The 13080-nt window shown below is 58.6% G+C and carries 13 protein-coding genes and 1 tRNA gene; 6 read left to right on the top strand and 8 right to left on the bottom strand.

What is annotated here, in order from left to right; all coding sequences use genetic code 11:
• Positions 1-71 precede the first annotated feature (71 nt).
• From FBY04_RS05540 to FBY04_RS05510, 8 genes are all read right to left on the bottom strand, one after another.
• Positions 72-2978, bottom strand: a complete 2907-nt coding sequence (locus tag FBY04_RS05540) for a DUF927 domain-containing protein (protein ID WP_145314732.1) — start codon at positions 2976-2978, stop codon at positions 72-74.
• The gene (locus FBY04_RS05535) at positions 2975-3247 is read right to left on the bottom strand and encodes a DUF3077 domain-containing protein (protein ID WP_145314731.1); all 273 of its coding nucleotides are present in this window, start codon (positions 3245-3247) and stop codon (positions 2975-2977) included. Before FBY04_RS05535 ends, FBY04_RS05540 begins: the two co-directional genes overlap by 4 nt.
• Complete coding sequence (locus tag FBY04_RS05530; protein WP_145314730.1) at positions 3244-3528, bottom strand: hypothetical protein; 285 nt, start codon at positions 3526-3528, stop codon at positions 3244-3246. The genes FBY04_RS05535 and FBY04_RS05530 overlap by 4 nt, the downstream gene beginning before the upstream one ends.
• A complete protein-coding gene (locus FBY04_RS32310) occupies positions 3525-3686 on the bottom strand; it encodes a hypothetical protein (RefSeq protein ID WP_178118258.1) in 162 nt (53 codons plus the stop codon). The genes FBY04_RS05530 and FBY04_RS32310 overlap by 4 nt, the downstream gene beginning before the upstream one ends.
• A gap of 376 nt (positions 3687-4062) precedes the next feature.
• The gene (locus FBY04_RS05525; protein ID WP_145314729.1) at positions 4063-4368 is read right to left on the bottom strand and encodes a hypothetical protein; all 306 of its coding nucleotides are present in this window, start codon (positions 4366-4368) and stop codon (positions 4063-4065) included.
• Positions 4365-4682, bottom strand: a complete 318-nt coding sequence (locus FBY04_RS05520) for an AlpA family transcriptional regulator (protein ID WP_145314728.1) — start codon at positions 4680-4682, stop codon at positions 4365-4367. Before FBY04_RS05520 ends, FBY04_RS05525 begins: the two co-directional genes overlap by 4 nt.
• A gap of 505 nt (positions 4683-5187) precedes the next feature.
• Positions 5188-6429 carry an integrase arm-type DNA-binding domain-containing protein gene (locus tag FBY04_RS05515; protein WP_145314727.1) on the bottom strand — a complete coding sequence of 414 codons (1242 nt, stop codon included), beginning with the start codon at positions 6427-6429 and terminating at the stop codon, positions 5188-5190.
• Between the two features lie 164 nt (positions 6430-6593).
• Positions 6594-6678, bottom strand: a tRNA-Leu gene (locus FBY04_RS05510).
• 107 nt (positions 6679-6785) lie between these two features.
• Between FBY04_RS05510 and queA the strand changes: the two genes are divergently transcribed.
• The 6 genes from queA (at position 6786) to FBY04_RS05480 (ending at position 12875) form a co-directional block, all read left to right on the top strand.
• A complete protein-coding gene (queA, locus tag FBY04_RS05505; protein ID WP_145314726.1) occupies positions 6786-7835 on the top strand; it encodes a tRNA preQ1(34) S-adenosylmethionine ribosyltransferase-isomerase QueA in 1050 nt (349 codons plus the stop codon).
• Between the two features lie 14 nt (positions 7836-7849).
• Positions 7850-8965 carry a tRNA guanosine(34) transglycosylase Tgt gene (tgt, locus tag FBY04_RS05500; RefSeq protein ID WP_162491076.1) on the top strand — a complete coding sequence of 372 codons (1116 nt, stop codon included), beginning with the start codon at positions 7850-7852 and terminating at the stop codon, positions 8963-8965.
• A 43-nt stretch (positions 8966-9008) separates the two neighbouring features.
• Entirely contained in the window at positions 9009-9347 is a 339-nt protein-coding gene (gene yajC, locus FBY04_RS05495) for a preprotein translocase subunit YajC (RefSeq protein WP_007916913.1), read from the top strand.
• A gap of 63 nt (positions 9348-9410) precedes the next feature.
• Entirely contained in the window at positions 9411-11279 is a 1869-nt protein-coding gene (gene secD / locus FBY04_RS05490) for a protein translocase subunit SecD (protein WP_084320771.1), read from the top strand.
• Positions 11280-11288: 9 nt separating this feature from the next.
• Positions 11289-12203, top strand: a complete 915-nt coding sequence (gene secF / locus FBY04_RS05485) for a protein translocase subunit SecF (protein WP_084320772.1) — start codon at positions 11289-11291, stop codon at positions 12201-12203.
• A gap of 120 nt (positions 12204-12323) precedes the next feature.
• Positions 12324-12875 (top strand): glycine zipper 2TM domain-containing protein, encoded by a 552-nt coding sequence (locus FBY04_RS05480; protein ID WP_084320773.1) that lies wholly within the window; start codon positions 12324-12326, stop codon positions 12873-12875.
• Positions 12876-13080: the final 205 nt, after the last annotated feature.

Raw genomic sequence — 13080 nt, 5'->3', positions numbered from 1 at the left:
GAATGGGGGGTGGTTGAGTGGCTGGCGAGGCCGGGAATAAGCCGGCGCTACCTCTATCAGCAGAGATGCCCTCAGGCAGCCCGAGCCTCGCTCTCATCCGTTCCCGGAATCGTCTTTACGATGTAGCAGCGTTGCTGACCGAGGCCGGGCAGCCGGACCAGACTCGACGCCTTACCGTCGCTGCTCGGTTCCAATACTCCGCGCTGCAGTAGCTCCTTATTCACGGCGTTGATGTTCATGCCCCGGAAGATCTCCGAGCGCCATGCCTCGGGCAGCACGTAATAGGTGTTCGTGGTGTGCAGGGCGTCGCCCAAACCGTGCTCCAGCGTCTTGCGAAAGCCGAGGCGGTCGATGGTGCGCGGGCCGTGTTCGTCGATCTTTGCCGCCGCCGATTCCCAGCGGGTGAAACGACTTTCGCCGAAGCGCTCGATGATCTGGCGCAGCCGCGTCAAGATCGCATCACCTTCGAAGTTCCCGGCGCCGCCACGCTCGTTCATCCAGGCGTTGAGGCACACGCGAGCGGCGGTGGTCGCAGTTCCATCAGGCCAGCCGGTAATCCCCATCGCGGTGGCCAGCTCGCCGGCTGCGGCCGCGAGACCGAAGCGAGCGGCCGCACGGTGTGCTTGTCCGCTGGCCGAGGCCGGTAGTGATTGGGCGATAAACCCTTCCAACGTGCGGCGTAGGATGGCGGACCAACCGTGGCGTTTGCCGGGTTCGCACAGCGCTGTTAGGAAGGCGGTGAGCGGTGTGCCGTAGTACTTCGCTACCCGTGCCTTGAGCGCGTCAGCCAGTGCCGCCGCATCCTCGAAGCCGTTGAGCGCGTCGAACATGCCGAGGCCTTTACTTGCATCGGCCGGGACCGCGAGCATGCGTACTTCCATGCCCGCTTTCAGTTCCTTGTTGGCTTCGGCCATGTGCTGAGCCAGCGTCTTCTCTCCGGTGGAGAGAAACAGCAGGCGCCACTCCTGTACCTGGCGGCCTGCTTGGCCTCGGTCATTGGCGCGTGCCTTGCCGGTGCCGTTGCCGAGCATGTACACCGTCTCGCCAATAATGCGCGGATCGCACATGCCGATTTCATCCAGCACCAGAAGACCATCGGAATGCGCGGCGGCGATGGATTCCAGCGCGTTGTCGGTGGAGCGCCACGAACGCACCAGACGCGGCCCGCCGTAGATTGAGGCGGCAACTTGCAGGTGCGTGGTCTTGCCGCCTGAGCTGTCGCCGTACAAGTGGAAGCCGCCCGACTCATGGCCGAGCATGTGCAGCAGCGGGCCAGCAAAGGCCACGCCGACGACGAACGCCAATCGATGATTGCCGACGCACAGGGCGCCGATCTGCTCCTGCCACTGCTCAAGCGTGCCTTCTTCACTGATCGGCGGAAGCTGAGAGCCGGCCTCGTAGAAGTGCAGGTGTTCGCTGTGCGCGCCGACCTGCTGCTCGGGCAGCAGAAAAGCGTTGTCGTGCCAACCCAGGCGGGTAACCAGTCGTGCCCGTTGCGCGCTGTCGAAGCCACCGAGGTAACTCTGCAGGTCGTTGCGTGCATTGCGTCCGGAGCGACTACCGGCGAGGCGCAGCCCCATATCTACTAGTGGGCCGAGAACGTCTTTGCCGAAATCGCCGGTCATCGTGCGCGCCGGAATGTTCCAGCGTTTCTTGGCGCCGTCGGGATCGTCGAACTCGACCAACAAACCCCAGTTCTGGCCTTTGTCGTCGCGAGTGCGGGCAAGGATTTCCAGTGACGAACACACCGGCCGCGCCTCGCCGTCGTCGCCCGAATAAAACACACCTTCGGACGTGAGGCGAAAGCCGCCGGGCATCAGATCATTTTTCGGCTTAGAGGGACGCTTGGCCGCTGCTTTTGTCTTCGGTTCCGGCTTGGTCTCGGCCTGCTCAGGCTCCGGCTTTTCCACAACCACACCAAACAGTTCACCGCTGCTTTCCAGCTCGGCGAAGTGAGCCGCTGTCCAGCCTTTGGTGAGCGCATCAGCGGCATCGTCGCCGTCTTCCCATTGACCACCTTTGGCGAAGACGGCGCGGTCGTTCTTCAGCGTGGGCTTGCGTTTGAACACTTCTAACGCAATGACACGAACCGAGGCGGCGCCGATCTCGCGCAGCTTGTCGGCGACGGTTTCCATGCAGGCTTTGCCGCTGGCGTCGTTGTCTGGCCACAACAGCACGTCGCGACTTTTGAGTGGTCTCAGGTCGGCCTTGTGCCAGGAATTAGAACCGTTCGGCCAGCAGGTGGCCACGTGACCCGGCAACAGTTCGGCGGCGGCGTCGGCAGCTTTCTCGCCTTCGCAGAGAACAACCGGTGCGTCAGCGCGTTGGGCCAGGTCATCCAGGCGCAGCAGTGGTCGTGGATCGGGCAGACCCTGCCAACGCCATTGCGTGGTCTGGCCATCGGCGCGCTGGCACCACGTCAGGGGGGCAAAGACCTTCTTCGGCTTGCCGTCTTCATCGGGGCCGAGGTCGAAGCGGTAGAGCGCCATGAGTGGCTGTCCCTGTGCATCATGATAGATCCACACCTTGGACGGCGCGCCGTGCTGCCGGTGCTTGGCCGGGCACTTGTTCATGGCCTCGGCCGGGATCGGTTGAATGGCACTCCACTCAGATGCTTTTGTCTTGGCGGGCGCTGGCTTCGCCTGGGCGGCGCCGGGCGAAACGTTGAGGATATCCGCCAATTTGTTACAGACCTCGACGTAGGTGCCGCCGTCCAGATAGCGCACCAGATCGATCAGGTCGCCACCCTTGTCGCCAGTGGCAAAGTCGGACCAGGTGCCCTTGCTCAAACTGATTTTGAGCGAACCGGCGCGTTTGTCACTGCGGGTCGGATTGGGAGCGGTGTACTCCTTGCCGCCGTCTACGCGCTTGCCGTTTGGTAGCCAGTGCGACAAGACACGATCAATGTCTCTCAGTGCAGCGGCTTTCACGTCGGCGAAGCTGGGACGTTTCGCGGAGTTGCTTGGGCGTTGGCTCATGCGTCAGTCCTCGGCAAAAACAGCGCGTCGTTGATGTCATCGATCAGGGCTTTGGCCATCTCGCCCAGGTACAGAGCGGGCCAACTGAAACGCTCGCCGCTGTCGCTCATGGCGGCGTCAAAGTTGAGCTGGTTGGCGTGATGCTGCAGCAGTGAAACCATCTCCAGTGCGTCTTCGACCGGTACTCCGGCATTCACCCGGAACAACTTCAAATCGGTAGCGTTCACGCGAGTAAATGTGGCGTTACCAAGGGTGGTGGATGTGGTCATAGCGCACCGCCTTTCTGCGCAGCCGGAATGGAGGTTGTGTCACCGTGCAAGGCGAGGGTTTTGATCAGGCCGAGAGTGCCGCGTACGTCCCAAAGGACGGCTGCGATCACATGATTGGCGAGGCGCGAGGATTCGTTTTCGAAGTGATCTTCGAGCAGCGTCAGCACCGAATCGGCGCGTGCAATGGCGCAGGTGATGGCGTCGATTGGCACACCGGCTTCTACGGTTGGATTAACGCATAGCAAATCTTCGGGGAGTGAAAAGCTCAGGGCGTTGTTCATTGGGCACCGCCTGCGGTTTCGAGTGCGCGAGCTTTGGCCATGTGGTCGTTGTAGCGGGCAAGACGTGTAGCGAGGCTGGAGTTGGCGTGTAAAGCGGCGAGAGCCATTGCACGATGTGCAGCGGCGCGATTTTTGAACGGATTGAGGGCATGATTCATGCGGTGAGGCTCCTAACGTTGAGGAACCGCCACTACTTGCTGCAAAACAAGATTGGGTGGCGGCTGTACGCAGGTTTGCAGACCGGGACGTTAGGCACCCGGCGCGCTCGAAAGCGCCCCACGCACAGCCACCATAAAACGAAGTTGCAGACATGAAAAAAGCGCCAGCTTTCGGAACGGTGGCGCTCATGCGCCTAACGATGTTCGGGCTGCAAAACCCGGTCGCTGAATTTGCAGCGACGGCCGAAGAGTAGCGTCCCGGTTTCAAAAGTGCAACCGTGTGGAGATCTTGCGCATTTTTCCGATGCGGCATAAATTGTGCGGGCATGTAGATTTACCTCAACGCCTCCGGATCGCTCCCGGGGGCGTTTTCATTTCAAGCATGGCGCTCGTGGCGCAAGGTGAGTACGGGGGAATAGCCATCGCGAATCATCTTGCGAGCATCGTTATAAGCATCTGCTGCCTGGGCTTCACCCAAGACAACAACACGCAACTGATCTGCGTGCATGATCAGCAGGCACCAAACGCCATCCGACCAGCTCAATACGCCTAGAGTCCGTCCACGCTGCTCATGTTTTCTGCGCAATCGCTCGAAACGTTGGATGCGTGTTTTGGAAAATCCAACTTCGTGCAATGCCTGAAATGACCTGAGTTTTGAAAGCGAAGGAGGTGGTCTTCTCATGCTGCCACCTTGTTTCTTGCCGAAATGCGAGCCCGCACCCAACTTTGAACTTCATCAAGAACCCATGCGACAGGCGCTCCGCGAGCCTTGCTACCGCTTAGTTTTACTGGAAGTGGGAAGTCGCTATCCGCTTGCTGCATCAGTTTGTAAATCGTTGGGCGTGCTAGTCCAACGATGGCCATTACTTCCGGCATACGAATCAGAATTGTTGAAGGGTCAGCAGCAGGGTGACTGGCTCGCCTAGCGTTTATGTCGGTCGCTTCGGGCGAGTGGATTTCGAAAGAATTTGCTGATTTGAAGGTCTGGTGTGTCATAGAAAACCCCTGGGTATGGATACAGGGGTATCTATCTATACATTTATCTAGACGAAGAAAACTACTTTATCTCTAGATCGGTGAATGTGTAGTCAATACAGGTGCAACACAGGGTGAACGCGGCAGTACAGTAATTGCTTCAGCGCAATTTTTCACTTTCATCGAGGCGGCTTTCACGGCGGTGAATTATTCATCTGGAGAGAGTTTAGACACTCACTCTCCCGCGATCCCACGCCCTAGGTTTTAGCGCTCAGCCAGCGAATTATGTCAGTTGAGTATTCGCAAGCGGGGTCTGTCCCGCAGGCGTGAGGGCGCTCATCGAGCAAGGCGGCTGCAAGGGTGAGGGTGCCTACGGCTGTTACACGTCATGGCCGAGTTACACTTCGAATACGTTGAGTCATGATCAGGTGTTACAGTCAAAAAATTCAATAATTTCAAACGGTTAAATTGGGTCGTTACACCTGTAACACGCGTTACACCAATTTTTCAGGGGGGGGCGTGGTCTTCAGACTGCCTTTCCAAACTGCCTATTCGCCACATTTCCTGCTGCTAGCGCATCAAGGTGGTCTGCATACCATTGCATCATCTTTACGCGTTGCTCAAGGTATTGAGCCTTGTTGTATACCCCAGAAATACCTTCCTCTTTGTGAGCAAGCTGCGCTTCAACATGTTCTTTCGGCCAGCCATGTTCTCGAAGCAGCGTACTCGCGGTGTGCCGAGTACCGTGTCCAACTAAACGGCCTTTATAGCCAATGGTGGCGAAGACCTTGTTGATCGTGTTTTCGCTGATGGTTGGATTTTTGGCTCCGACTCCGGGGCAGAGCCAGCGACTCCGCCCTGTTAAGCAATGCAGCTCTTTCAACGCTGCGACTGCTTGGAGGGGAAGGGGGCAGACAAAATCTCGGCGCATCTTCATCTTGGCGGCGGGCGTGGTCCAAATGGCTTTCTCAAGGTCAAACTCCTTCCATTCAGCCAAACGGACCATGCCAGGTCGCGATGCCGTCCATACGCAAAGCCAGGCAGCGGTGCGAGCAGTCAATCTGGCCGGTGTGTTTTTGAGTGCCTGGAGAAACTCACCCAGTTCAGGCTCCAGCAAATGTGGATGCTGCTGAGTCTTAGGGGCTTGGGCCGCAATGTCACGAAGGCGGCTACCTGGATCGTTTTCAGTCAGGCCTAATCCGATAGCTCGCCCGAAGATTTGATTTATCCAGGTGCGACACTTTTCAGCCACGTTGTGTGCGTCCCGGGCTTCGATGGATGCCTGAAGCATTGCGCAATCGGTGCGTGTGATTTCGTCTAGAGGCTTGTCTCCCAGTGCTGGGAGTATGTCCTTGTCGAGGTAGGTGCGGATTTTGTTGAGGGTGGAGGATGCGAGACCCTTTTCCTCTTTCGCTTTGAGCCAAGCATCAGCGGCAGCTCGAAAGGTTCGGGTTTTGGCCGCATCGATAGCAGCTTTCGCGGATCGCTTTTGTTCAAGGGGATCGGCGCCGCTACTCACTACTTTGCGTAGATCGGCAGCTTTGTCCCGTGCCAACGCACCACTTACCTCCGGGTAACCCCCGAGCCCCATCCAAGCCCAATTTCCCGCCGGACGTTTGTAGCGGAGCTGCCAGGATTTACCACCATCCGGTTTGACCCTGAAGTAGAGGCCGTTTCCGTCGAGCTCCCGGTATTCCTTTGATTCCGGCTCCAGCCCCGCAAGTGTCGTGTCTGCGAGAGGGCGGCGCTTGATATCTGCGCGCTTCATCCTTGTATCCCAAAGTTCGGTATTTTTCTCAGGATACAAGCAGGGATACAGGGATACAACGTATAGGGAGAGACAGGGGTAGATAGACAGGCACAAAAAAACCGGCCAAGTGGCCGGTTTCTCTGGGTCTGAAAGCCTGGTAGAGACTTTCAGATACTGCTATATGGTGCCCCGAGGGAGACTCGAACTCCCACTCCTTTCGAAAACGGATTTTGAATCCGCCGCGTCTACCAATTCCGCCATCAGGGCTCAATGGCGGCGAAGTATAGAGATGAGATAACCGTCGGTCAATCAGGTACATGGAGAATTTTCACTATTTCCGCTAGACTTCCGGGCCCTGCTAGACGAACCCCATCATGCGCGTTGCTGACTTTACTTTCGAACTCCCTGATTCGCTGATTGCTCGCCACCCTTTGGCCGAGCGTCGCAACAGTCGCCTGTTGACCCTTGATGGGGTCAGCGGCGCCCTGGCACACCGTCAATTCACTGATTTGCTTGAGCATTTGCGCCCGGGCGATTTGATGGTGTTCAACAATACCCGGGTGATTCCGGCGCGGCTGTTTGGCCAGAAGGCTTCCGGCGGCAAGCTGGAAATCCTGGTGGAGCGGGTGCTCGACAGTCATCGCGTGCTGGCGCATGTGCGTTCCAGCAAATCGCCGAAGCCGGGTTCGAAGATCCTGATCGATGGCGGTGGCGAGGCCGAGATGCTGGCGCGTCACGATGCGTTGTTCGAGCTGGGGTTTAGCGAGGAGGTGTTGCCGCTGCTCGATCGCGTCGGGCACATGCCGTTGCCTCCTTATATAGACCGCCCGGACGAAGGCTCGGACCGCGAGCGTTATCAGACGGTGTATGCCGAGCGTCTGGGCGCGGTGGCGGCACCGACGGCGGGGCTGCATTTCGATCAGCCGCTGATGGACGCGATTGCCGCCAAGGGCGTCGAGACCGCGTTCGTGACCTTGCACGTGGGCGCGGGCACGTTCCAGCCGGTGCGGGTCGAGAAGATTGAAGACCACCACATGCACAGCGAATGGCTGGAAGTCGGCCAGGACGTGGTCGATGCCGTCGCCGCTTGCCGTGCTCGCGGTGGTCGTGTGGTGGCGGTGGGGACCACCAGCGTGCGTTCGCTGGAAAGTGCCGCGCGCGATGGCGTGCTCAAGCCGTTCAGCGGCGACACCGACATCTTTATTTACCCGGGCCGGCCGTTTCATGTGGTCGATGCCCTGGTCACCAACTTTCATTTGCCTGAATCCACGCTGTTGATGCTGGTTTCGGCGTTCGCCGGTTATCCCGAAGCCATGGCCGCCTATAAAGCCGCCGTGGAGCATGAATACCGCTTTTTCAGCTACGGTGATGCGATGTTTATCACCCGTAACCCCGCGCCACGTAGCCCCGAGGAAACAGAATGAGTCGCCAAAGTCGTATGTCGTTTGAGTTGCTTGCTACCGACGGCAAGGCTCGTCGCGGTCGTTTGACCTTCCCTCGCGGTACCGTCGAGACCCCGGCTTTCATGCCGGTGGGCACGTACGGCACCGTCAAGGGCATGCTGCCGCGGGATATCGTCGCGACCGGCGCGGAAATCATTCTGGGCAACACCTTCCACTTGTGGCTGCGTCCTGGCACTGAAGTGATCAAGAAGCACGGCGACCTGCACGATTTCATGCAGTGGAAAGGTCCGATTCTGACTGACTCCGGCGGTTTCCAGGTGTTCAGCCTGGGCGCGATGCGCAAGATCAAGGAGGAGGGCGTGACCTTCGCCTCTCCGGTCGATGGCGCCAAAGTCTTCATGGGGCCGGAAGAGTCGATGCAGGTCCAGCGTGATCTGGGCTCTGACATCGTGATGATTTTCGACGAATGCACCCCGTACCCGGCCGACGAAGATGTCGCTCGCGTGTCGATGGAGCTGTCGTTGCGTTGGGCCAAACGTTCGAAAGAGGCCCATGGCGACAACACGGCAGCGCTGTTCGGCATCGTTCAGGGCGGCATGCACCAGGATTTGCGCATGCGTTCGCTGGAAGGCCTCGACCAGATCGGCTTCGATGGCCTGGCCATCGGCGGTCTGTCGGTGGGCGAGCCGAAGCACGAGATGATCAAGGTGCTGGATTACCTGCCGGGCCAGATGCCGGCTGACAAACCTCGTTACCTTATGGGTGTTGGCAAACCGGAAGATCTGGTTGAGGGTGTGCGCCGCGGTGTGGACATGTTCGATTGCGTGATGCCAACCCGTAATGCCCGCAATGGGCATCTGTTCATTGATACCGGCGTGCTGAAGATCCGTAACGCGTTCCATCGCCATGATGATTCGCCGCTCGATCCGACCTGCGATTGCTATACCTGCCAGAACTTCTCCCGCGCTTATCTGCATCACCTGGACAAGTGCGGCGAAATGCTGGGAAGCATGCTCAATACCATCCATAACTTGCGTCATTATCAAGTGCTTATGGCTGGTTTGCGCGAGGCTATTCAACAGGGTACATTGGCCGCCTTTGTCGATGCCTTCTACGCCAAACGCGGGTTACCTGTTCCGCCTTTGGACTGAGTTTTCTGACCCCAAGATTCAACATTTGCAACTGGAGTGCTAAATGAGCTTTTTTATCTCGAATGCCATGGCTGACGCTGCTGCACCGGCCGCTGCCGGCCCAATGGGTGGCGGTTTTGAGTGGATTTTCCTGGTCGGTTTCCTGGTCATCTTCTACCTGATGATCTGGCGTCCACAGGCCAAGCGCGCCAAAGAGCAGAAGAACCTGCTGAGCAGCCTGCAGAAAGGCGACGAAGTCGTGACCACCGGCGGCATCGCCGGCAAGATCACTAAAGTGGCTGACGACTTCGTGGTTCTGGAAGTTTCCGACACCGTCGAAATGAAGTTCCAGAAAGGCGCCATTGCCGCCACGCTGCCAAAAGGCACGCTGAAAGCGATCTAAGTTTCAACTTCTACTCAATCGACGGGGCGCGCAAGGCGCCCCGCGTCATAAGCGGGCGGCGTGATGCTGAACAAATACCCTCTGTGGAAATACATTCTGATCCTGGCGGTGCTGGCGGTCGGTCTGATTTATTCCGCTCCCAATCTATATCCTGATGACCCGGCCATTCAGGTCAGTGGCGCAAGCACTGCGCTGCAAGTCAATCAGGCTGATCTGGATCGTGTGAGCGCTGCGCTCAAGGAATCCGGGATCAACGTCAAGGCAGCCACCCTGGCGGCCAACGGCAAGGGCGGTCTGATTCGCCTGACCAAGGCTGAAGACCAGCTGCCGGCCAAAGACGTCGTGCGCAAGGCGTTGGGTGATGACTACGTCGTTGCACTGAACCTGGCGCAAACCACCCCGCAATGGCTGCGCAGCCTCGCCGCGCACCCGATGAAGCTGGGTCTGGACTTGTCCGGTGGTGTGCACTTCCTGCTCGAAGTGGACATGGACAAAGCCATCGACGCACGCTTGAAAGTGTACGAAGGCGATGTGAAGAGCCTGTTGCGTAAAGAGAAACTGCGCTATCGCAGCCTGCCGCAACTCAACGGCGCCATTCAGCTGGGTTTCAGTGATGAAGCTTCCCGCGAACAGGCCCGCACACTGATCCGCAAGAACTTCAACGATTTCGACATTGTTCCGGCCGACCTCAATGGCCAACCGGTGCTGCGTCTGGCGATGACCCCGGCCAAGCTGGCGGAAATCCGCGAATACTCCATCAAGCAGAACTTGACCACGGTACGTAACCGCGTCAACGAGCTGGGTGTTGCCGAACCGATCGTTCAGCGTCAGGGCGCCAACCGCATCGTGGTTGAGCTGCCGGGCGTGCAGGACACCGCTGAAGCCAAGCGTATCCTCGGCAAGACGGCCAACCTTGAGTTCCGTCTGGCTGCAGAGCCTGGCGCTTCGAAAGCCACTTCCGAGACGTTCGAGTTCCGTGAAGGCAATCGTCCGCCGGCACAGATCGAGCGTGGCCTGATCATCACCGGTGACCAGGTGACTGACGCCAAGGCTGGCTTCGGCGAGCATGGCACGCCAGAAGTGAACATCCGCCTGGATGGCCACGGTGGCGAGCTGATGAGCCGTGCGACCCGCAGCAACGTCGGTCGCAGCATGGCGGTGATCTTCATCGAGCAACGTCCGGTCACCACTTACACCAAGCAAGTGGTTAACGGCGTCGAGAAAGACGTAGCGGTTCAAACGTTTAAAGAAGAGAAGAAGATCATCAGCCTGGCGACCATCCAGTCGCCGCTGGGTGCTCAATTCCGCATCACTGGCCTGAACGGCCAGGGCGAGTCGTCCGAACTGGCGCTGTTGCTGCGTGCCGGTGGTCTGGCTGCACCGATGTACTTCGCTGAAGAGCGCACCATTGGCCCGAGCCTGGGTGCCGACAACATCGTCAAGGGTATCGATGCATCGCTGTGGGGCATGCTGTTTGTCTCGCTGTTCATCATCGCCATCTACCGCTTCTTCGGCATCATCGCCACCGTCGCTCTGGCTGTGAACATGGTGCTGCTGCTGGCCCTGATGTCGCTGCTGGGTGCAACGCTGACCCTGCCGGGTATCGCCGGTATCGTATTGACCATGGGTATGGCGGTCGACGCCAACGTTCTGATCTTCTCGCGGATTCGTGAAGAGATTGCGGCGGGCATGACCGTACAACGGGCAATCAACGAAGGCTTCGGCCGGGCATTTACTGCGATTCTCGACGCCAACCTGACAACTCTGTTGGTCGGCGGGATTCTCTTTGCGATGGGCACAGGTCCAGTCAAAGGTTTCGCAGTGACCATGTCCCTCGGGATCTTTACCTCGATGTTCACGGCCATCATGGTGACCCGCGCGATGGTCAACCTGATCTTCGGCGGTCGTGACTTCAAGAAGTTGTGGATTTAAGGGGCTGCCATGTTACGTACAATCAACTTCATGGGCGTTCGCAACTTTGCGTTCGGCGTCACATTGTTCCTTACTGCGCTGGCCTTGTTCAGCGTCGCCACCAAGGGCATGAACTGGGGCCTGGACTTCACCGGCGGTACGCTCATCGAGCTGACCTACGAGCGTCCGGCCGACGTTACCAAGGTGCGCGAGCAACTGGCCACTTCGGGTTATCACGAAGCGATCGTGCAGAGCTTCGGTGCTACCACCGATCTGCTGGTGCGCATGCCGGGTGAAGATCCGCAGCTGGGCCATCAGGTGGCAGAAGCGCTGTTGAAGGTCGGCGGCGACAACCCGGCGTCGGTCAAGCGCGTTGAGTTCGTCGGCCCTCAGGTCGGTGAAGAGCTTCGCGACCAGGGCGGCCTCGGCATGCTGATGGCGCTGGGTGGCATTCTGATCTACCTGGCTTTCCGCTTTCAGTGGAAGTTTGCGGTCGGTGCGATCGTGTCCTTGATCCACGACGTGATCGTGACCATCGGTATCCTGTCGTTCTTCCAGATCACCTTCGACCTGACGGTATTGGCGGCGGTGCTGGCGATCATCGGTTACTCGCTCAACGACACCATCGTGGTATTCGACCGGGTTCGTGAGAACTTCCGTGTGCTGCGCAAGGCCAGCCTGATCGAGAACATCAATATCTCGACCACGCAAACCCTGCTGCGGACCATGGCGACGTCGATCTCCACGTTGCTGGCAATCGCGGCCCTGCTGTTCTTCGGCGGCGATAACCTGTTCGGCTTCTCCATCGCCCTGTTTATCGGTGTTCTGGCGGGTACTTACTCGTCGATCTACATCGCGAACGTGGTGCTGATCTGGCTGAACCTGAGCACCGAGGACCTGATTCCTCCTGTGGCCACTGACAAGGAAGTCGACGACCGTCCATAACGGCCCTCGCATTCCCCGCTGTCAGCCCAAAAAGGCGCGAGTTGAACTCGCGCCTTTTTTTGTGCTCCAAGGCTGGGAGAAGCGCGGACATGTTCCGCGGGTGATGGTCAGGAGGTTCATGTGAACAAGTCGATGCTGGTTGGTGCTGTACTGGGTGCTGTCGGTGTGACTGCCGGGGGTGCTGTGGCCACCTACAGTCTGGTTAAAAATAACGGCCCGGAGTATGCGCAAGTACTCGCCGTTGAGCCGGTCAAGACGCAAATCAAGACTCCACGTGAAGTGTGCAAGGATGTAGCAGTGACCCGGCAAGCGCCGGTGAAAGATCAACACCAGATTGCCGGTACGGTGGTAGGTGCACTGGCAGGTGGTTTGCTGGGTAATCAGATCGGCGGCGGCACCGGCAAGAAAATTGCCACGGTTGCGGGCGCGGTCGGTGGTGGTTATGCAGGCAACAAAGTTCAAGAAGGTATGCAGGAGCGTGACACCTACACCACGACGCAGACTCGCTGTAATACAGTGAATGACATCAGCGACAAGGTTGTAGGTTATGACGTTCGTTATTCGCTGGATGGCAAGGAAGGCAAGGTGCGGATGGATCGCGATCCGGGCAACCAGATTCCGGTCGACAAGGAAGGCAAGCTGATTCTGGGGCAGAACGAACAGAATCGCTAAGTACTCAGGTTCAAGAGTCAAAAAAGAAGCACCCTGCGGGGTGCTTTTTTTGTGCCCGGAATTCATGCATCACCACAAATCCCTGTAGGAGCCGGGGTGGGGGGGGGGGGGGGGGGGGGGGGGCCGGGGGGGGGGGGGGGGGGCCGGGGGGGAAAAAGGGGCGTTGGACGTGGTTGTAGGGGTTTGGGGGGGTGAAAAATTAAGC

Origin of the sequence: Pseudomonas sp. SJZ080 (assembly GCF_007828295.1) — a bacterium.
Taxonomy (GTDB): Bacteria; Pseudomonadota; Gammaproteobacteria; order Pseudomonadales; family Pseudomonadaceae; genus Aquipseudomonas; species Aquipseudomonas migulae_A.
This window is presented reverse-complemented; position numbering and strand designations above follow the sequence as displayed.